The organism is Massilia sp. KIM (assembly GCF_002007115.1).
GTDB lineage: Bacteria > Pseudomonadota > Gammaproteobacteria > Burkholderiales > Burkholderiaceae_D > Telluria.
Genome location: NZ_MVAD01000001.1, coordinates 1675653 through 1695700 on the forward strand (window position 1 = coordinate 1675653; position 20048 = coordinate 1695700).

The following is a 20048-nucleotide window of genomic DNA, read 5'->3' on the forward strand; positions in this document are numbered from 1 at the left end:
CCCTGCCCCGCTCATGAACGATCCCGGCGCGGCTGGGCGCGGCGTCGTTCGAGCTGCGCACGCTGCTCCGGCGTGAGGACCGCCATCACCGCTGCCTCCTGTTTCAGACGCAGCATCGCTTCGTCGGCGACCGCCTCGCCCAGGGCCCTGGCGTGGCTGCTCGCCTTCCCGAGGTCGAGTTGCGGTGCGCTCGCCATGTCGCGCAAGGCGAGGCGTGCCTGGCGCTCCTTCTTGTCCAGCTCGCGCCGCTTGGGGACGTTCTCGTGGACGATGGCGAAAATGCGGTCCCGCTGCGCCTCGGTGAGATCGAGGCCGCGCAGGCCGGCCAGCGCACCGCCGCCGTGGCCGTGGCCGCCAAAGCGAGGATGAGCGTGCAGTGCGGGCGGTCCGCCGTGCGGGTCGTCCGGACCGGCCAGACCGCCATGCGGCGCGGTTTGCGCCACCACGGCGGGGGCGGCGATCATGCAGGCGGCGCAGGCGGCTGCCAGGCGTGCAACAGAGGTCTTCATGGTCATCCTTGGGTGTTGAGGAGCGGTCATTCTGTGGTTGGCCCATGTAAAGCGCCTGCAAGCGAGGTAAATATAGGTAAAGCTTCCCCCGTGACAACAGAAGAGACCGCCGCACTTTGCTATCCTTGCGCCATGAACCACGTACTCCTCATCGACGACGACGTCGAACTGGTCGGCATGTTCTCCGAATACCTGGAGCAAGAGGGCTTCCGGGTCACCTGCGTCCACAAGGGCGAGGACGGCGTGCGCGAAGCCCTGAACGGGCAGCACGCAATCGCCGTCCTCGACGTCATGATGCCGGGCATGAGCGGGATCGAGGCCTTGCGCCAGATCCGCGCCGCGAGCCGCATTCCAGTCCTGATGCTGACCGCGCGCGGCGACGACGCCGACCGCATCCTCGGCCTGGAACTGGGCGCAGACGACTACGTCGCCAAGCCCTGCACCCCGCGCGAACTCACGGCCCGCGTGCGCGCCATCCTGCGCCGCACCCAGGCCAGCGCCGCCGGCCCTGGCGTGGTGATCACGGTCGGCAAGCTGAGCATGATCCCCGAGCAGCGCCGCGCCACCTGGGACGGCCGCCCGCTCGAACTCACCAGCACAGAATTCAACCTGCTCGAAGTCCTGGCCCGCAACGCCGGCCGGCCGGTCAGCAAGAACGAGCTGTCCGAGCAGGGCCTGGGCCGGCCGCTGGCACGCTTCGACCGCAACATCGACGTGCACCTGAGCAGCCTGCGCCACAAGCTCGGCCCGCTGTCGGACGGCCGCTCCTGCCTGCAGACGATCTACCGCCAGGGCTACCAGCTGATCCGGGAATAGCATGGGCCGGCTGTTCTGGAAGTTCTTTCTTTCGATCCTGCTGGCCCAGGTGGCCGCCACCATCGGCATCGGCGGTGCCTTCTGGCTGCGCGACCAGGCGCGCCAGCGCTCCGCCCCCATGCTCGACACCGGGCCGCCGGGCGCGATCGCCCTCGACGCCGCCGCCGCCACCCTCCGCCACGGCGGCGTGCACGCCCTGCGCGGCATGCTGGGCGAGCTGCGCCGGCCGCAAGTCTATGTGCTGGACGCCGGGCGGCGCGAGCTGCTCGGACGCGAGGTGCCTTCCGAGCTGGTACAGGAAGCGGAACGCGAACTGGCGGCCGACCCGATGCCGCGCGGCGCGCGCCAGTTGCTCGCGCCGGACGGCGCGCGCTACCTGGCCCTGGTCTCGCGCCGCAACGGTCCGCCGCCCGAGGGCATGCGCGGACGCGGCGGACCAGGCATGGAACCGGGCTGGGGCCGGCGCCTGGGCCAGGTCTTCGGCATCGTCGCGGCGGTGCTGGCCAGCCTGCTGTTCGCCGCCCTGCTGGCCTGGTACTTCGCGCGCCCGATCCGCGCGCTGCGCAGCGCCTTCGACGCCGCCGCCGCCGGCGACCTGGCGCCGCGCTTCCAGGACAAGCCCCTCGGCGGTGACGAGCTGAGCGACCTGGGACGCGACTTCGACCGCATGAGCGACCAGCTGCGCATGCTGATGGATGGCCAACGCCGCCTGCTGCACGACGTCTCCCACGAACTGCGCTCGCCGCTGGCGCGGCTGCAGGCGGCGGTCGGACTGGCGCACCAGCAGCCGGAGCGCCTGGCCTCCTCGCTCGAACGGATCGAGCGCGAGAGCGTGCGCATGGACAAGCTGGTGGGCGAGCTGCTCACCCTGTCGCGCCTGGAAGCCGCGAGCGGGATCAAGCGCCGCGAGCCGGTCGACCTGGGCGAGCTGGCCGATGCCATCGTCGAGGATGCACGTTTCGAGGCCGGCGAGTCGGGCGCCGCACAGGCGCCCGAGATCGTGCTGCGCTGCGAACCCGGCATCGGCGTCGCCGGCGACCCGGATCTGCTGTGGAGCGCGCTGGAGAACGTGGTCCGCAACGCGGTCAAGCACGGCGCCGGCGGCGGCATCGTCGAAGTCTCGGTCGCGGCGCGCCAGGGACTGGCGCGGGTCGAGGTGAGCGACCGCGGGCCGGGCATCGCGCCGGAGCAACTGGCGCATATCTTCGAGCCCTTCTACCGCGCCAATCCGGCCGGCACCGGCGTCGACGGGCACGGCCTCGGCCTGGCGATCGCGCAGCGCGTGGTGCGCGCCCATGGCGGCGAGATCGCCGCCGCCAACCGCGCGGGCGGCGGCCTGCAGCTCAGCATCTCGCTGCCCCTCCACCGCAACGCCTGACGCCCACGTGCCGGCAGGCGCAGCGGCGCCTCAACATCCGGGAAACCTCGCGCGGGCGCGATCCGTACATCGCACGGATGGCGCTTTTGCTATGATTTTTCGATGAGCCCCGTACTGCTGATTGACGACGACGTCGAGCTCGTTGGCCTGTTCGCCGATTACCTCGAGCGCGAAGGCTTTCCCGTCGGTTGCGCCCACGACGGCGAGTCCGGCGCGCGGGAGGCGCTGTCGGGCCAGTACGCCATCGCCGTGCTCGACGTCATGATGCCCGGCATGAGCGGCATCGCCACCCTGCGCACCATCCGAACGCGCAGCGCCATTCCAGTCCTGATGCTCACCGGCCGCGCCGACGACGCCGACCGCATCCTTGGCCTGGAGCTGGGCGCCGACGACTACGTCACCAAGCCCTGCACCCCGCGCGAACTGACCGCGCGCCTGCGCGCCATCCTGCGCCGCGCCGGGCAAGGTTCTGGCGCCGGGGACGGCCCCGGCATCGCGCTCCAGGTCGGCAAGCTGGCCGTCTATCCCGCCCTGCGCCGCGTCTACTGGGACGGGCAGCCGGTGGAGCTGACCAGCACCGAGTTCAAGCTGCTCGAAATCCTGGCGCGCAATCCCGGTCGGCCTGTGAGCAAGCACGAGCTGTCCGAGCAGGGCCTGGGACGGCCGCTGGCGCGCTACGACCGCAACGTCGACGTGCACCTGAGCAGCCTGCGCCACAAGCTGGGGCGCATGGAGGACGGGCGTTCCTGCCTGCAGACCGTGTACCGGCTCGGCTACCAGCTGCTGCGCTAGCGCCCGTGCCAGTAGCGGGCGTGCGTCCGCCGGTATTCCTCGATGCCGATGCGCGCGCCGAAGTCCATGGTGATGGCCCCGCTCTGGTCGGTGCGCAGGCGGCGGATGCCGAGCTCGCCGTAGCGGGCGTAGACCTCTTTCTTCGGATGCCGGTAGCGGTTGCGGTAGCCGACCTGGAAGATGCCAAGCGTGGGGCGCACGGCCTGCAGAAAGGCGGGCGTGGACGAGGTGCCGCTGCCGTGGTGGGGCGCGAGCAGCACGTCGGCGCGCAGGGCCGCAGGCACTCGCCGAAGCAGCTCGGCTTCCTGGGCGGCTTCGATGTCGGCGGCCAGCAGGATCGCCTTGCCACCCGCCTCGATGCGCAGTACGCAGCTGCGGGCGTTGGCCTTGAGCGCGGGATCGTCGTAGCTTTGCATAGGCGGCCCCAGCATCTCGAAGCCCACGCCGTCCCAGCGCCAGCGCCGGCCCGCCTCGCAGCGCGCGTGGAGCGCCGAGCGCCGCACCGCCGGATGGCCTTCCGGCAGGGAGGACAGCGTATGCGCCACCGGCAGCGCCGCCAGCACCGACAGCGCGCCGCCCGCGTGATCGAGGTCGCTGTGCGAGACGATCAGGGTGTCCAACCGTGCAATGCCGCGCCCGCGCAGGTAGGGCAGGATCACCCGGGTCGCGCCGTCCGCGCCCGGCGCGTATTGCGGTCCGGCGTCGTAGAGCAGGCGGTGGCGGTGGGTCTCCACCAGCAGGGCCATGCCCTGCCCGACGTCGAAGGCGGTGACGCGGAAGGCACCCGGCGGCGGCGCCGTGGGCAACTGGGTCAGGAGCGGTGTCCAGGCGGCCAGCCCGGCCCAGCGATGCGGCCAGCCGCGCGGCGCCAGCAGCCAGGCGGTGCCGGCCAGGGCCAGGGCCAGCATCCAGGGCTGCGGCGCGGGCGCGCTCCAGACCGCGAGGCGCGGCGCGGCCAGCCACTCCAGACCCGCCGCCAGGATGGCGACCGCGGCATGGGCGGCGCCCAGCACCGGCTCGGCGAGGGGCGACGGCAGCATGCTGCCCGCCAGGGCCAGCGGGGTGACGAACAGGCTGATGACCGGAATCGCGACTGCGTTCGCGAGCGGGCTCACCAGCGACACCTGTCCAAACATCAGGATGGTGAGCGGCACCAGCGCGACGGTCACCGCCCACTGGGTACGCGCCGCCAGCAGCAAGGTCCCGCGCCAGCCGGGCCGGCGGCGCTCCAGCCGTCCCACGCTGGCATACAGGATGGCGGCCACCGCGCCGAAGGAGAGCCAGAAGCCCGGCCACAACATGGCCCAGGGGTCGAGCAGCACCACCACGCCGAGGGCCAGGCAGAGCACGTGGAAGGCGGAGGCGATGCGCCCCAGCCAGAGCGCCGCCGCGACCACCGCCAGCATGTAGAAGGTGCGCTGGGCCGGCACGCCGAAGCCGGCCAGCAGCACGTAGAGCAGCGCGACCAGGGCGCCGGCCAGGGCGGCGACCCGCTGCGCCGGCACACGGAGCGGCAGTTGCGCCGCCGTGAAGAAGGAGCGGCGCCAGAGGAAGGCCGTGATCCAGGCGGCCAGCCCGGCGAGCATCGTGACGTGCAGGCCTGAGATCGACACCAGGTGGCTGATGCCGGTGCGATTGAAGACCTCCCAGTCCGACTGGGCGATGCCGCGCTGGTCGCCGACCACCAGGGCTACGATCACGCCGCGATAGGGCGCGCCCTCGAGCGCAACCAGGATGCGCGCCCGCAGCGCGTCGCGCGCACGTTCCAGCGCATGGCGCGGGCCCGGCACCCATTGCGCCAGCAGCTCGTTGCGGCCCGGCCGCACGTAGCCGGTGGCGCGTACACCCTGTTCCAGCAGCCAGGCCTCGTAGTCGAAGCCATGCGGGTTGGCGTTGCCGTGGGGGCGTTGCAGGCGGACCGTGAGCCGCCAGCGCTGGCCAGGCTGCACCTCGACCATGGCGCCATGCCGGTCGCGCGTGCCCGCATACCAGGACAGCGCGACCCGCCGTGGAACCCTGGACGCGTTGCCCGCGACCTGCTCCACCGCGACATGGAAACGCACCCCGCCGTCGAAACGGTAGGGCAGATTGTCGATGGTGCCGACCAGCTGGAGATCGCGTCCTTCGTCCGCCTGCGCCAGGTCGTCCGCGAGGGCGGCATGCGCCAGCAAGGCGGCCCAGCCAACGCCCGCCAGGACTCCGCCGGCAAGCAGCAGGGGAATCCGGCGGCGGGTCGCCCGAAACAGGAGGCAGGACAGCACCAGCGCCGCTGCGAGCGCAAGTGCCCGCCATGATGGAAGGGCCGCCTGGCACTGCAGCCAGGCAGCGCCGGCGGCGAAGCTGAGTATGGCGATGTGCATGGCGATCCGCAGGGCGCCGGCCGCCTGGCCGGCACTGTCCAGCGGATAGCTTACGCAGTCGGGCGCAGCGCCGCCGTACTAGATCGCCCCTGCTTGATCTGGCACAGCGAACCAGGAAGGCGGCGCCCCGCCCTCCCCCGGCTCAGAAGCTGAAGCGCAAGCCGGCCCGGTACATGCGCCCGAGGACGTCGTAGAGGGATGGGTTGAGACCGTATCCCACGTTCGGTCCCGGCGCGGTCGGCGCGTTGCGGTCGGCCAGGTTGTCGATCTTGGCATAGGCCATGATGTTGTCCGACACCTTGTAGGTCACCCCCAGGTCGAAGTACAGCGCGCCCTTCATCTGGTTGTTGTCGATGGTCGGATGGATCGTCGTGGCCACCGGGCAGTTGGTCTTGCACTCGATGTACTCGTTGTTGTAGACCCCGTTGCTGACCCAGCGCTCGGTCAGGGTCACGCTGGCGCGATCGCTCGACCAGCCTTGCGTGGCCATCACTTTCCAGCGCGGCGTGGAGCCCAGGTTGACGCCCGCCGCCTCGCTCGGGATCGTGCCCGGCACACCCGGATCGGTGATGTTGTCGATCGTGTGCGTGGCCAGCGCGCGCAGGGTGAACATGCCGGGCAGGCCCAGTGGGGCCATGCTGCCCCGGTACGAGGTCTCGATGTCGAATCCCCTGAGCTTGAGCGAGGCCAGGTTGAACTGCTGCAGGCGCACGTAGTTATTCGAGGGCACCGGGCTGTCGAGCACCATGGCCGCGCACAGCTCCTGGTAACCGGCCACGCACAGGTCCACTTCCTGCTGCAGGCCCAGGGTCGAAATGACGCCGTCCACCTTGATCTTGTAGTAATCGATCGAGGCGCTGAAGCCCGGCGCCCAGCGCGGCTGGGTCAGGACCACGCCCACCTCCGTGCTGCGCGCGATCTCCGGCCGCAGGTTCGTATTTCCGGTCACCTGCTGCTGCACCGTCAGGGTGGTGCCACGATAGTTCACCACATTGTTGGTGGTCACGATCGGCGCGAACAACTCGCTCAGGTTGGGCGCGCGGACGTCGCGCGAGGTCACGGCGCGCAGGCGCAGGCCGTCGACCGTGGTCTTCCAGGTGCCGCCGATCTTCCAGGTCTTGGCGTTGCCGGCCGTGCTGTAGACGGTGCCGCGTCCGGCCACGTTCAGGTTGGCCTCGCCCCAGGTATCCGATTTGAACATCGGCAGGTTGAGTTCCAGGTAGCCCTCGCGCACGTCGTACTTGCCTTCGCCGTTACGGTAATTGCCGGCGAACCAGTTCCCGCCCGTCCTCGCGTTCAGCACCGGATCGGCCGGATACTCGACCGAGTTGGGGCTGTCGGCCGTCACGCCATTGCCGTACGGGTCGGCACGCACCACGTATTCTTCCTTGCGGTACTCGAGACCGGCGGCCACGGCCAGCGGACCGGCCCACAGGGTCAGCGGCTCGCCGCTGATGTTCAGGCTGGCCACGTCCTGGGTCTGGCGGGTGTGCTGCTGCGGACCGAAGCCCGGCATCACGTAGGCCAGCGCGCCGGTGCTCTGCGGCACGTTGCCGATGATGTTGAGCGGCTGGCAGCCGGCGTTGCGCGCGACCACGCTGCGGCAGACGATGCTGCCGTCGGGCAGCCTGATGGCGTCGATGGCGGCGTTGTAGCGCGGCGTCAGGGTGATGTTCTTGACGTACAGGTCGGTGTGGTTGATGCCGCGCTGGTAGTAGGCATTGTACGACCAGCTGGTGCCGCCGGCGTCGAAGCGGCCGTCGGCGCCGATCACGTAGCGGTTCTGGCGGCGCAGCGGCTCGACACTGATGTTCGCCGGGAAGTTGGCGTTGCCCGTGCCGTACTGGAAGCTGGTGATGTTGTTGGCCGCGCAGGCCGCCACGATCGAGGCCGGCAGGAAGGGGTTTTCGCACTGGATGGTGAGGTTGGCGTTCTTCGGTGCGCCTGCATTCGGCTGGTTTTGCGAGTCGACCTGGGCCGCGTTCACGGTCATGAAGATCTCGTGGTTCGGCGTCAGGGCATAGCTGATGCGGGTGTACAGGTTCTCGCGGGTGAGCGCCGAGGCCAGGCTGGTGGTGTTGCCCGAGGTGCCGGTCAGGTCGCCGCCCACGCAGAACGGGCTGATGCAACCGCTGACCCCGCCTTTGCCGTCGGGTACGCCGTTGCCGCCGTAGTTGAACCGGTAGGGAACGCCACCGTCGCCGAAGGCCGTGCCTTGCAGCGGACCCGAGGTGATCAGGCCGTAGCGGTTGTACTGGTAGGGCTGGGCGTTGCGGATGTCGAACATCTGCGGCCTGCCGTCGGTGGTCTGGGACACCGGACGGATCTGGAAGGCCGGCGCGTTGAAATAGGTGCGGCCGTTCGGGCCCGGCCCCATGCCGAAGCCGTCGGCCGGCACGCCGTCCTCCTTGCTGCGCTCGGCGCTGAGCACCAGGTGCAGCTTGTCATTCAGGAAGCTGCGGCCGAAGGCCGCCTGCAGCGTGACGCTGCGGTTGTCGTCGTAGGTGCTCTGGCCGCCCTCGACGTTGGCCTTGAAGCCCGTGAACTTCTTGTCCGTGATGAAGTTAACGACGCCGCCGACGGCGTCCGAACCATACGAAGCCGAGGCGCCGCCGGTGACCACGTCGACGCGCTTGACCAGCAGCTGCGGGAACTGGCTGACGTCGGTGACGCCGGTAACGTTGGCGGGCACCACGCGCTGGCCATCGATCAGGGTCAGCGTGCGCGACGCGCCCAGGCCGCGCAGGCTGAAGGCGCTCAGTCCCTGCAAGCCGCTCGAGGTGCTGTAGGTCAGCACCGAATTGCCGGTGCTGCCCTGCAGCGCGGGCAACTGGGCGATGGTGGTGAAGATATTCGGGTGGGCCGACTTTTCGATGTCATCGGAGGTCAGCGTGGTGGTCGGCGTCGGCTGGTTGAACCCGCGCGCGGCGATGCGCGAGCCGGTCACCGTCACTACATGCTCGTCGCCTTTCGGCGCGGCTGCGGGCGGTGGCGCGGTCCGCTGCGAGACCGTAGATTCGGCCTGCTGCGAGGCTGCGGGCGTGGCATCCTGCGCAGGCGCGGGCGCGGGCCCGGCTTCCTGCGCGCAGACCGATGCGCTGCTGATCAGGCCCGCGCCGAGCAGGGTCGCGGTGATGAGTTTCAATGGAAGTGGTCGTGCACGCTCGGCCGCGAGGCGGCCGCCGGTATAGATCGTCATGGTGTCTCCGTTATGATTATTTGTTCACCTTGCTGATACGGAAACCGATCTTATGGATGTCAAGACGAACGATCCAATCGTTTTTTTGCGGCCTGCGATACCTGTTTGAGTATCGCGCTCGCATGCGATATGCGGCCGGCATATGCGGAGAACGGAGGCCCGCCCGCGTCGGCTTTGCGGACAAGGATGGACGGAAGGATGGTCGCCACGCGCTCGCTCAACATGGCGTGCGCCGGCATGGCCGCGCTGGTATGCCTGCATCGGTATGGCCGCGTGGGTGTGGCCGCGTGGGTGTGGCCGCGTGGGTGTGGCCGGCCGCAGTGGGCAGCACGACGCGGCGCCCAAGACCTGCGCGACCATCGAGGCAGTGAGGAGTATCGGCTACGGCCGCACGGAGGCCGCGTCCTGCACGGACCGTGCGACGCCCAGGCGCGCACGCCGGGCGGCAGCGGCGCTCAGGCCGCGCTAGGACCGCTCGGGCCGGGCCGGGGCGGCACGCCGTCCGCGCCGTGCTCGGGCTTCTCGGCGTCGGCGCGCCGGACCAGTTGCCATGAACTTCTGCGGTGGATCAGCTCGGGGAAGCCGCTGCCGCGCCCGTGGATCTGGGTGCGGAAGGTGGCCGCTGGCAGCACGCTGCCGGCCGCGAACCAGCGCGTGCCGTCCAGGGCGTGGCTGTCCTCGCAGCGCCACCAGCCGCTGGCTGGACAGGCCGCCCCGGTCGGGACGACGCTGCCGAGCGGGAGCTCCACGCTCGCGGTCGGCGAGGCGCTCGCCGGAACCCGGCCCGCGTCCGCCATCATCAATGCCTGGGCCAGCCCCGGCGCCTGCGCCAGCCTGGGCGTGGCCCGTTTGTCCGCCAAGGTCCAGAGGGTCGGATTGCGGCTCTCGAAGCTCGGCTGAAGCCCGCGCAACCTCTGCCAGAGCGTGGGCGGAGGCAGCAGCAAGGCCTGGGGCATGCGCTGGCCCTTCTTGAGGAACTGGCGCTCTCCGCCGAACACGCCGATGCCCTCGCCGCCATCGCCGCAGCGCCACCAGCCGCTCTCGGGACACACCTCACCTGCCAGCGCGCTCGTGCCCAAGGCTACCGGAACGGGCGACGCCGCAGTCGCCTTGCCGGCGGCGGCGGGCCTCACTCGCAGGCTGCCCGAGATGCGTTCCCAGAGCTCCAGCATCGCTTCCTCGGACAGGGTGGACTGCACCGGCTTGCCGCCGCTGACCGGATTGGTGCCCGACTCGAATTCCAGGTTGAGCAGCGGCGTGGTGACCTCGTTTCCCTCCACCGGTTTTTCCCACTGAAAGGAGTAGCCGGTCGTGAAGTTGGGTTCCCGCACGCGCAATCCCACCTCCTCGCCCGCAAGGCCGTTGATGCTGCGCGCCCGCTCGAACAGGCTGGTCGTCGCCAGCTGGACGAAGACCGGCAAGCGTTCCTTCGTCCTGGCGCGGCGCGCCAGCAAACCCGGCGCCGGCTCCGTGCCGGCCATGCTGGACAGGACGATGTTGACGTCGGGGTGGTCCGGCAGGCCGGCGAACATCACCACCTTCTCGGTATCGGCGTCCTCGATCGGCTCGCCCACCATGACATGGTCGATGCAGAAACCCTTTTCCGCCGGAATCTCGTCCGTGCCGGTCGGCCGGGTCTTGCGCAGCAGCCGCTCCAGGCGCTCGCCCGCGTCGAGCGCCATGTGGTCGGCGCTGGCGCTCACGCTCACACCCGGAAAGCGCAGCATCGCCCGCACGCTCACGTCTTCGATCTCGACCACCTTGTCGTCGACCACGGTCTCGCCGCGCCGCCGGTTGTACACGAAGAGCTCGCCGTGCGCGCCGTCGAAGGACAAGGCTCTCCGCAGCTGGAGCGCCGGCCTGCCGTCCTCGCTCGGGGAGGCCAGCACTTCCTCTTCCAGGGCCCGCAGGCGGTCCGCGAACTCCTCCTCGGTCTCGTCGGCGCTGCTGGTGAAATGGAAGCCGCCGGTATAGCCCTGGCTGACGTCGACCTGGGCTTCGGCCGGCAGATCGATGAGAAAGCGACCGACGCACACCGTTTTCATTTTTCCGCTCATCTTTGCCACCGCATTCTTCCCGTTGTGGAACTGTACCGAATTGGCAAAGCAGGACACCAGGGCCAGTGCCAGTGCTGCCAAACCGCCGATCCACCTTATCCGTCGGCTACGGAGCCACTTCATGGTATGCCCTGGACGATCTTGACGATCAGGTGCCGCGTGAGCAGCAGCATGTCGCTGCTCTTGAAGCTGTCCTGGTGCCGGAAGCCGCCCGCCGAGAACAGCTGGCGCACGTGCAGCTCCGGCCCCAGCGCGGACGGCAGCGGCACCGTCTCGTCGCCGTGGCTGTCCTGGGGCGAGACGCGGAAGCGCAGGCGCAGGTCCTTCTCGATCGCGACCTCGCGCGCGCCATCGCGGCTCGTTTCCACGGCCCTGCCGTCGCGGATGTTCCTCGGCGTCAGGGCGACGCGGCTCGATCCCGGCACCCGCGCCACCCATTGGATACGGCTGTATGTCTTGAGCGCCGGGTCGGCCCCGTAGAAGGCATAGGTGTTCGGATGGTAGTAGGGCCTGGACGGCGTGAGCTTGTTACCGTCGATACTTAGCGTGCGCGTATGGAAGCGCTCGGCTTCGTCGACGTGGCGCCGTATCCTGCCCAGCAGGCCGCCGCGCTCCTTGGCGTACTTGCGCGCCGGATCGGCCAGCCCGGGGTCGATCATGCGGTACCAGGACACGGTATCGCGATACAAGTCGTACGGGTTCCCGTCCGGCAGGGCCACGTGGTCGCGGACCTCGTCCTTCCCGTTCACGGCGTGCACGGTCTTGAGGAACAGCCACGGCCTCGGGTAGAGATGGTTCGGCAGCAGTTGCAGCACGCCCGGCGCCAGGGCCATCACGGGCGTGGTCTCCTCCGGGGTGTCGCCGGCGATCTCGGCGAATCCTCCCGCATCGAGGTTGTCGAGCAGGTGCTTGGTGTAGTTCCCGCCTTCGGTGCCGCAGGCGATGCGGCGGTAGGCGACCGGTGCGCCGAGGGCCGGCATGACGCCGTGGATGATGCCGGCGATGTCGGTGACGCCGGCGTCGGCCTGTTCGCTCAGGCGGGCGCAGGCGCGCGCGACCAGGCCGCCCATGGAGTGGGTCACCAGGATCACCTTCCTGCATTCGTGCTTGCGGTCGGACCAGAATTTCCTGATCTCGTCGATGCGCGCGCGCAGGCGCCGCGCCGAGACCTCGCAGGACTCCAGCCAGTTGTAGCCGAAGGCGTAGACCGGATACTGGTAGCCCGCGTATTTTTCCAGCTCCTGTTCGGTGATCCGCTCGATCTGGCGCACGCCCCAGCGTTCCGGCGGCGTCTCCATCACCCGCTTCCAGGCCGGCCGGATCTCGCGCGCGCCCGACTGGGAACGCTGGAAGGTCTTGTCGAGACGGCGCTGCAACTCGACCAGCAAGGCCCCGTAGGAGTCGGCGTAGACCTCGCCCCAGCCGCGCTCGCGCATGACCTGCGCATCGAGCATGGAGCCGTGGTAGGCGAGTTCGCCGTCCGGGTCGACTTCGAGCAGCTCGGCGTCGAGGATGCGCTGGCGCAGCGCGGGACTGCGGTCGGACCAGATGCTGACCGCCTTGTAGCTGTCGAGCAGCCCGTTGGGCGGGCGCCAGGCGGCTTCGCCGGGCCGCAAGGGGTCGCCGGCCCCTGGGGCGCGCTTGCGCTTGACGCGCAGGTTCGAGCCCATGATGCCCGGCACGAAGATCACCGGCACCACCTTGCGCGAGCCCACGGTCAGCTTGGCCCGCACCTTGAAGGAGGTGGGGGTCGCAACCGTATGCGCCACCAGGCTGCCGTCGGGGTCGACTCTCGGCTGGTGGATGGGGCGGGTCGGCTCGCTCATGCCAGGTCCGCACCGGGTGGGTCTTCATCGTCGGGCAACAGCCGTATCTCGATGTCGCCCATCGCATAGGTGTGGAGGATGCTGGTGCGCCCCTCCTCGTCGGTCACGCCCTGGATCGTGGTGCCGTCCTCGTGGCGGGCGACGTAGCGCTTGCCCTTGGCCGGCATCCCGGTCTGGCGGTCGAACACCACCACCCGCTCGTCGGTCTCGAGGGTGGTGGCCGGCAGCTTGAGCCCGACCGGGGCGCCGTCGCCGCCCGTGACGTAGTCGATGCTCGCGGACTTCACCACGTGCCCGCCACTGCTCTGGTGGGTGATGGTGCCGCCCTCCCAGTCGGTCTGGGCGCCCTGCGAGACCACCTTGACCGTGGGCGCTTCGAGTTCGATGCCCTGGGCGGCGATCAGCCTGATCTTGCCGGACGACTTGAGCTCGATGTCGCCCTTGTCGGTCTGGACCACGATGTCGCCGCGCCCGGCGATCAGGCGCAGGCCCAGCTCGTAGGCGAACAGGTTGAGCGCGCGCGCGGCGCGCAGGAACAGGCCGCGGCCAGCCGAGACCTCGACGTCGCCACCCGAGACCACGTCCACCTTCTGCTGGGCGCCCACCGCGACATTGTCTTCGCTGGCCAGCACCACGCCGGCCGGCGCGGTCAACGCGGCCAGCGCCTCGCCGCCCTTGCCGGCGCCGGGGGCGACATTCGAGCCCTCGTGCCAGCGCTTGAGCTTGCCCAGCAGCTCGGCCAGGCGCGGCTTGGCCTTTTCCTCTTCGCCGTGCTCGGCGGCCAGGCGCCCGAGCTCCTCCAGCACGCTGTGCATGAGTTCGCCGATGCCGACCAGGCCCTCGCGCTCGAGCTGCCCGCCGCCGTCGTCGAGCCGGCCGCCGGCGCTGATCAGGACGCCTTCGCCGCCGCGCACCGCGACCGCCTTGTCGCTGCGCAGCTCGGCGCCCTCCCCGCGCGGGGCTGCGCTGCCGTTGGCGCGCGGCTCGCCCAGCCAGCCGAGGTTCAGGCTCGAGGCCGCATGCTCGCTGCTGACCTGGACGCCAATCTGGCCGGGGGTGTCGTCGAACATCAGGTGGTTGCTGCGCGCGCCGCCCACCTCGTGGCTGCGCATGCCGGACAGATAGCGGTTGCCGGGAAGCTCGCCCAGCCGGCTCAGGGCCGGCGGCTGGGCGCGCTGGTTGAAGAGCTGGGACAGGACCACCGGCCGGTCCGGGTCGCCGCCCAGGAAGGCCACCAGCACCTCGGTGCCGACCCGCGGCAGGCCGAGGGTGCCGGCCTGCTGCTGGCTGCCGGGTCCGCTGCCGGCCCAGTTGGTGGCGACCCGCACCCAGGCCGAGTCGGCCGGGGTGTCGGAGGCGCCGGCGCCGTGCGCGTGGCGGTGGTCCTGCACCCGCATGCCGGGGAAGCGGATCTTGACGCGGCCGAGGGCGTCGCAATGCACTTCCTCGCCCGGCGGGCCGGTGACGATGGCGCTCTGGAGCTGCGGATGCGGCAGGTCGTAGCGCGGATCGAAGGCCGGCACCAGCGCAATGCCGCGCCGCACGGCGTCGAAGCTGACCCGCACCCGCGAACTGTCGAGCAGGCTGCCGCGCCCGCCCGTCGCCAGCAGGCCGCCGCCTTCGCGGTAGGGGCCCATCAGGCGGTCGACCCGCGCCGACAGGTCGGCCGGCAGGTTGCTCTCGGCCTCGATGCGCAGCGCCACCACCGTGAAGTCGCGCTCGGCCGCCGGGTGGGTGTCGATCTCGGGGTGGCCAGTGAGCGTGAAGTACTCGCCCGCGCGCAGGTCGCGCACCGTGCCTTCGCCGTGGAAGCACTTGGTCTCGAACTCGTGGCGGTTCATGCGCACCTGGCCCAGGCGCCAGTGGTCTTCGGTATCGTTGCCGGCGTGGGGCATCTCGACCAGGTAGTCGTCGAGGGTGGCGGCCAGCTCGTTGCCGCTGCGGCCCTGGTCGGCCATGCTGCGCGCGGTGGTGGTCATGAACTGGGCGCCTAGCGGGTTGCGGTAGTCCCAGCTGTGGCGGGTGATGCTGCCCGGCTGCAGGCGGCGCGCCGCGCACCAGGAGACGATGGTGTCGCGCTCCTCGGTGGCGTCGCTGCGGTGGTAGCGGATGCTGCCGGCGCTGGCGCGTGGCAGCGATTGCGGATCGGAGAACAGCACCAGGGTGTGGGCCGGCGCCCCGTCGTGTTCCGGCGCCTCGCCGGCCGCGCGCTCGCGCGTGGGCCGGGCCCGGCCCGGACGGAAATACCAGGCCACGCCGCGCCGCTTGAGCAGGCGGCGCACGAAGGCGGCGTCGGATTCGTTGTGCTGCATGGTCTGCTCGCGCGGCGGGAACTGGCGCAGGTCGAACAGTGGGTCGAGCTCGTAGTCGAAGGCGTTGGCCATCACGCCGCTGGACTGGCTCCATTCCTCGAACAGGAGCTGCACGATGTCGAGCTCGCTCTGGTAGCGGAACACCCGGCTGTTGACGCGCTTTTCCATGATCGCCAGGGCGTCGCGGATCACCAGCTGGTAGACGGCGAGCGAGCCGTCGAAGTCGCCGGCGCGGGCCTCGGCCACGATGCCGCACACGCCGCGCAGCTGGCCGCGGTCGGTGACCAGCTGGATTTCGGCCGGCAGCGCGATCAGCTCCTTGAGCGGCAGGCGCGGCGTGCTGGCCACGCAGGTGACCACGTACTCGATGCCGCCGCACACCGCCTCGACGCCGCTCACGCGCTGGGGCAGCAGGACCTCGTCGGCGAGGTGGTCGGCATGGCCGAGACGCAGCCGGATCGGACGGTGGGCCGTCGTCAGCGACTTCTCGTGCTCCAGCATGCGCAGGAATTCGCTCGCGCTGTCCAAGTGTCTCTCCTGTGCGTTAGAACGGGCCAGGAAGCCATCTTGGCAGAAGAGCACGCCTTACGCGTTGCTTCCGATCATGAGCACAAGAGTGAACTTTTGCGAAGCGCGGCGGTCGTCAAGCAGGCTCAAAGTCCGGCCAGCCCGCGCAGGCGCGGAATTGCCCTCAAGGAATTCTCCTGTACCGCCTCGCGCACGCTGTCCGGGGCCATGCCGCGCAATTCGGCCAGCACGGCGCCGATGCGCGGCAGCTCCTCCGGGCTGTTGCGGCCCGGATGGATCCAGTTCGGCGCGATGTCGGGCGCGTCGGTCTCGAGCACGATGGACTCGAGCGGCAGCTCGGCCGCCAGGCGCCGGATCTGGAGCGCGCGGGTAAAGGTCATGGCGCCGCCGAAGCCCAGGTGGAAACCCAGGTCGATGAAGGTCCGGGCCTGCTGGAAGCTGCCGTTGAAGGCATGGGCGATACCGCCCGCCGGACGGATCTGGCGCAGGTGCTTGAGCACCTGGTCCTGCGAGCGCCGCACGTGGGTCAACACAGGCAGGTCGAAGTCGCGCGCGATGCGCAGCTGTTCGCGAAAGAAGCGCTCCTGCTTTTCGCGCATGGCCGGCTCGCACAGCAGCGGGATGAAGAAGTCCAGGCCGATCTCGCCCACGCCCACGAAGCGCGGGTCGTCGAGCGCGGCCTCCACCGCCGCGCGCAAGGCCGCCAGGTCCTCGTCGCGCGCCTGGGGCACGAAGATCGGGTGGATGCCGAGCGCATAACAGGCGTTGGGCGCCTGGGCCGCGAGTTGGGCCACGGCCTCGAAATTGCCGCGGTCGACCGCCACCAGCACGATCATGCCCACCCCCGCCTCCCGGGCGCGGCGCGCGATCTCCACGCCCTCGCCCTGGAATTCGTGGGCGTCGAGGTGGCAGTGGGTGTCGATCCACATGTTCAAGCCTCCAGCGGCTGCAGGCCGTGCTCGGTCAGGCGCAGCACGCGGTCGCAGCGGCGCGCCAGTTCCATGTCGTGGGTGACGATCACGAAGGCGGTGCCGAGGGTGCGCGAGAGCTCCAGCATCAGGTCGAAGATGGCTTGCGCGGTCGAGTGATCGAGGTTGCCGGTCGGTTCGTCGGCCAGCACGCAGGCCGGCTGGGTCACCAGGGCCCGCGCCAGCGCCACCCGCTGGCGTTCGCCGCCGGACAGCTCGCCCGGACGGTGCACGACGCGCTTGCCCAGCTTGACCCGTTCCAGGATCGCCTGGGCCTTGGCCTGCGCGGCGTCGCGCTTCTCGCGCCGGATCAGGAGCGGCATGGTGACGTTGTCCAGGGCCGAGAATTCCGGCAGCAGGTGGTGGAACTGGTAGACGAAGCCGAGCGAGGTGTTGCGCAGCTCGCCCCGGCGCGCCTCGGACAGGGTGGCGAAATCCTCGCCCAGCAGGGTCACGCTGCCGGTGCTCGGCGTGTCCAGCCCGCCCAGCAGGTGCAAGAGCGTCGACTTGCCCGAGCCCGAGGCGCCGACGATGGCGACCCGCTCGCCGCGGTAGACGGCGAAGTCGATGTTGGCCAGCACCTGCACGGTGTAGTCGCCCTGCTTGAAGGTCTTGCCCAGGCCGCGGCAGGCCAGGACCGGTGCGCCCTCTGCCTTGTTCACCCCATTGTTCACCTCACTCATAGCGCAGCGCCTCCGCCGGTTTGACGCGCGCCGCCGAACGGCTCGGGTAGAGGGTGGCGGCGAAGGCCAGCAGGACCGAGACGACGCCGATGCGGGCCACGTCCGGCCAGCGCAGGTCGGACGGAACGGTACTGATCAGGTAGATATCTTTCGACAAGAACTGCACTCCCAGCAGGTTTTCAATGAATGGAACGATGAGGTCGATGTTCAGGGCCACCAGCACGCCGAGCACCAGGCCGGCCGCCGTGCCCAGCAGGCCGATCACGGCGCCCTGGATCATGAAGATCTTCTGGATCGATCCGGGCGAGGCGCCGAGGGTGCGCAGGATGGCGATGTCGGCCTGCTTGTCGGTCACGGTCATCACCAGGCTCGAGACCAGGTTGAAGGCGGCCACCGCGATGATCAGGGTGAGGACGATGAACATCATCTTCTTTTCGGTCTGGACGGCGGCGAACCAGTTGGCATTGAGCTTGGACCAGTCGCGCACCTCGCTGCCGGCCGGCAGCAGGGGCTCCAGTTCCTTGGCCACCAGCGGCGCCTCGCGCACGTCGGCAATGCGCAGGCGCAGCCCGGCGGGGGCGCTCAGGCGTTCCATGCGCTGCGCATCCTCGATGTGCACGAAAGACAGGCTGGCGTCGAATTCCGGATGGCCAGACTTGAAGATCCCGGCCACGGTGAAGGAGCGGGTGCGCGGCAGCATGCCGGCCGGGGTCATCTGGGCCTGGGCCAGGTACATGGTGACCCGGTCGCCGATGCCCACATTCATGGCGCGCGCCAGGCCGTCGCCCAGCACGATGTTGAAACGGCCCGGTTCCAGGGCCGCGAAACTGCCCTGCACCACCTGGCGCGCCACGTCCGACACTTTTTCTTCCTCGCCCGGCAGCACGCCGCGCACCGCCGAGGGACGCATCGCGCCGCCCTTCTGCAGCAGGCCCTGGGTCTCGACGAAAGGCGCGGCCCCGCGCACGGCCGGGTGGCGCATCGCCTGCTGCGCGGAAGCGCGCCAGTCGGGCATGCCGCCTTCCTGGAACACCTCGACGTGGGCCAGCACCGACAACATGCGGTCGGTGACGTCCTTCTGGAAGCCGTTCATCACCGACAGCACGATGATCAGGGCGGCCACGCCGAGGGCGATGCCGGTCACCGAGATCAGCGAGATGAAGGAGATGAAACTGTCGCGGCCGCTACGCTTGCCGGCGCGCGTGTAGCGCAGGCCGACCAGCCATTCGTAGGGCAATGCCTGGATGATGCTCATGTACTTTGCGGTTTTCCTTGGGTGTGGTGGACGGGTCGATCCGGGCCGCGCTCATTCATAGCGCAGGGCCTCGGCCGGCTTGACGCGCGAGGCCGACCAGCTAGGGTAGAGGGTGGCCAGGAAGGACAGCAGCACCGCCACGCCGCCGATCCAGCCGACGTCGGCCCAGTGCAGGTCGGAGGGAATCTCGTCGATCAGGTAGACCTCCTGCGACAGGAAGTGCACCCCGAACAGGCGCTCGATCAGCGGCACGATGACGTCGACGTTGAGCGCCACCGCGACCCCGGCGCCCACGCCCAGCAGCGCGCCCAGCAGGCCCACCAGGGTGCCCTGGACCATGAAGATCTTCATGATCGACAGGGGCGAGGCCCCCAGGGTGCGCAGGATAGCGATGTCGGCCTGCTTGTCGCGCACCGTCATGACCAGGGTCGAGACCAGGTTGAAGGCGGCGACCGCGACGATCATGGTCAGGATGATGAACATCATGCGCTTCTGCGACTGCACGGCGGCGAACCAGATCGCGTTGACCTTGGTCCAGTCCCGCAAAATCAGTTCGCCCGACATGTCGCGCCGGAGCTCCTCGGCCACGCGCGGGGCGGCGTGCAGGTCGGCCAGGCGCAGGCGCAGGCCGTTGGGCGCGTCCACGCCCAGCGCGCTCTCGGCGTCGGCCAGGTGCAGGAAGCCGAGCGAGGAATCGAATTCGAAATGGCCGGCCTCGAAGATGCCGGCCACCGTCAGCGCGCGGCCGCGCGGCGCGGCCTGGGGCGTCTCGCCCGGCAGGCCGTTCGAGGCCAGCAGCATGGTGAGGCGGTCGCCGACCTTGACGTCGAGGGCGCGCGCCAGCGCGCTGCCGATGATCACGTTGGAGGACCCCGGCTGCAGGGCCTCGAAGCTGCCGGCCTTCGTCTGGCGCGTCACGTCCGCCACCTTGGCCTCGTCGGCCGGCAGGACCCCGCGCAGCAGGGCCGGCTTCATCACCTCGCCCGACAGCAGCATGGCCTGGGCGTCGACGAAAGGCGCGGCGGCGCGCACCTCGGGGTGGCGCAGGGCTTCCTGGCGCGCGCCTTCCCAGCCGCGCATGGCGCCGCGGGCGTCGTAGACCTCGACGTGGGAGAGCACCGAGAGCATGCGGTTGGTGACTTCCCTGGTGAAGCCGTTCATGACCGACAGGACCACGATCAGGGCGGCGACCCCGAGGGCGATGCCGGCCACCGAGGCCAGCGAGATGAACGAAATGAAGCGGTTGCGCCCGCTGCGCTTGCCTGCCCGCGTGTAGCGCAGGCCGATCTGCCATTCGTAGGGAAAGGTGTGGGTGGTGCTCATGTAATCCGGTTCGGGTCCGCCAAGCTCGCAGTTTGCCAGACA

13 protein-coding genes are annotated in these 20048 nt (G+C 69.9%); 3 read left to right on the forward strand and 10 right to left on the reverse strand.

Annotated elements, in window-relative coordinates:
* Positions 1–11: 11 nt before the first annotated feature.
* The gene (locus B0920_RS07205; protein ID WP_078033325.1) at positions 12–509 is read right to left on the reverse strand and encodes a Spy/CpxP family protein refolding chaperone; all 498 of its coding nucleotides are present in this window, start codon (positions 507–509) and stop codon (positions 12–14) included.
* Between the two features lie 132 nt (positions 510–641).
* On the opposite strand from B0920_RS07205, the gene B0920_RS07210 reads away from it, so the two are divergent.
* The 3 genes from B0920_RS07210 to B0920_RS07220 all read left to right on the forward strand — a co-directional run bounded on the left by B0920_RS07210 (position 642) and on the right by B0920_RS07220 (position 3495).
* A complete protein-coding gene (locus B0920_RS07210; RefSeq protein ID WP_078031858.1) occupies positions 642–1325 on the forward strand; it encodes a response regulator transcription factor in 684 nt (227 codons plus the stop codon).
* 1 nt (position 1326) lies between these two features.
* The gene (locus tag B0920_RS07215) at positions 1327–2703 is read left to right on the forward strand and encodes a cell wall metabolism sensor histidine kinase WalK (protein WP_078031859.1); all 1377 of its coding nucleotides are present in this window, start codon (positions 1327–1329) and stop codon (positions 2701–2703) included.
* Positions 2704–2805: 102 nt separating this feature from the next.
* Entirely contained in the window at positions 2806–3495 is a 690-nt protein-coding gene (locus tag B0920_RS07220; RefSeq protein WP_078031860.1) for a response regulator transcription factor, read from the forward strand.
* On the opposite strand, the gene B0920_RS07225 is transcribed toward B0920_RS07220, so the two are convergent.
* The 9 genes from B0920_RS07225 to B0920_RS07265 form a co-directional block, all read right to left on the reverse strand.
* Positions 3492–5855, reverse strand: coding sequence for a DNA internalization-related competence protein ComEC/Rec2 (locus tag B0920_RS07225; RefSeq protein ID WP_078031861.1), 2364 nt, complete (start codon positions 5853–5855; stop codon positions 3492–3494). The genes B0920_RS07220 and B0920_RS07225 overlap by 4 nt on opposite strands.
* 142 nt (positions 5856–5997) lie before the next feature.
* On the reverse strand, positions 5998–9054 hold the full coding sequence (locus tag B0920_RS07230) for a TonB-dependent siderophore receptor (RefSeq protein WP_078031862.1): 3057 nt from the start codon (positions 9052–9054) through the stop codon (positions 5998–6000).
* A 455-nt stretch (positions 9055–9509) separates the two neighbouring features.
* Positions 9510–11099: a T6SS immunity protein Tli4 family protein gene (locus B0920_RS07235; protein WP_078031863.1), complete on the reverse strand. Its 1590-nt coding sequence runs from the start codon at positions 11097–11099 to the stop codon at positions 9510–9512.
* 131 nt (positions 11100–11230) lie between these two features.
* The gene (locus tag B0920_RS07240) at positions 11231–12937 is read right to left on the reverse strand and encodes a triacylglycerol lipase (RefSeq protein WP_078031864.1); all 1707 of its coding nucleotides are present in this window, start codon (positions 12935–12937) and stop codon (positions 11231–11233) included.
* A complete protein-coding gene (locus tag B0920_RS07245) occupies positions 12934–15777 on the reverse strand; it encodes a type VI secretion system Vgr family protein (protein ID WP_078031865.1) in 2844 nt (947 codons plus the stop codon). The genes B0920_RS07240 and B0920_RS07245 overlap by 4 nt, the downstream gene beginning before the upstream one ends.
* A 125-nt stretch (positions 15778–15902) precedes the next feature.
* On the reverse strand, positions 15903–16706 hold the full coding sequence (locus B0920_RS07250; RefSeq protein ID WP_078031866.1) for a TatD family hydrolase: 804 nt from the start codon (positions 16704–16706) through the stop codon (positions 15903–15905).
* Between the two features lie 2 nt (positions 16707–16708).
* On the reverse strand, positions 16709–17428 hold the full coding sequence (gene lolD / locus B0920_RS07255) for a lipoprotein-releasing ABC transporter ATP-binding protein LolD (protein WP_078031867.1): 720 nt from the start codon (positions 17426–17428) through the stop codon (positions 16709–16711).
* Positions 17421–18683: a lipoprotein-releasing ABC transporter permease subunit gene (locus tag B0920_RS07260; protein ID WP_078031868.1), complete on the reverse strand. Its 1263-nt coding sequence runs from the start codon at positions 18681–18683 to the stop codon at positions 17421–17423. Before B0920_RS07260 ends, lolD begins: the two co-directional genes overlap by 8 nt.
* A 51-nt stretch (positions 18684–18734) precedes the next feature.
* Complete coding sequence (locus B0920_RS07265; RefSeq protein WP_078031869.1) at positions 18735–20006, reverse strand: lipoprotein-releasing ABC transporter permease subunit; 1272 nt, start codon at positions 20004–20006, stop codon at positions 18735–18737.
* Positions 20007–20048 lie beyond the last annotated feature (42 nt).

What these genes read in the sequence shown, in the direction of transcription:
- B0920_RS07205 (WP_078033325.1), bottom strand. Translation starts at nt 509, where the DNA reads ATGAAGACCTCTGTTGCACGCCTGGCAGCCGCCTGCGCCGCCTGCATG.
- B0920_RS07210 (WP_078031858.1), top strand. Translation starts at nt 642, where the DNA reads ATGAACCACGTACTCCTCATCGACGACGACGTCGAACTGGTCGGCATG.
- B0920_RS07215 (WP_078031859.1), top strand. Translation starts at nt 1,327, where the DNA reads ATGGGCCGGCTGTTCTGGAAGTTCTTTCTTTCGATCCTGCTGGCCCAG.
- B0920_RS07220 (WP_078031860.1), top strand. Translation starts at nt 2,806, where the DNA reads ATGAGCCCCGTACTGCTGATTGACGACGACGTCGAGCTCGTTGGCCTG.
- B0920_RS07225 (WP_078031861.1), bottom strand. Translation starts at nt 5,855, where the DNA reads ATGCACATCGCCATACTCAGCTTCGCCGCCGGCGCTGCCTGGCTGCAG.
- B0920_RS07230 (WP_078031862.1), bottom strand. Translation starts at nt 9,054, where the DNA reads ATGACGATCTATACCGGCGGCCGCCTCGCGGCCGAGCGTGCACGACCA.
- B0920_RS07235 (WP_078031863.1), bottom strand. Translation starts at nt 11,099, where the DNA reads ATGAAAACGGTGTGCGTCGGTCGCTTTCTCATCGATCTGCCGGCCGAA.
- B0920_RS07240 (WP_078031864.1), bottom strand. Translation starts at nt 12,937, where the DNA reads ATGAGCGAGCCGACCCGCCCCATCCACCAGCCGAGAGTCGACCCCGAC.
- B0920_RS07250 (WP_078031866.1), bottom strand. Translation starts at nt 16,706, where the DNA reads ATGTGGATCGACACCCACTGCCACCTCGACGCCCACGAATTCCAGGGC.
- lolD (WP_078031867.1), bottom strand. Translation starts at nt 17,428, where the DNA reads ATGAGTGAGGTGAACAATGGGGTGAACAAGGCAGAGGGCGCACCGGTC.
- B0920_RS07260 (WP_078031868.1), bottom strand. Translation starts at nt 18,683, where the DNA reads ATGAGCATCATCCAGGCATTGCCCTACGAATGGCTGGTCGGCCTGCGC.
- B0920_RS07265 (WP_078031869.1), bottom strand. Translation starts at nt 20,006, where the DNA reads ATGAGCACCACCCACACCTTTCCCTACGAATGGCAGATCGGCCTGCGC.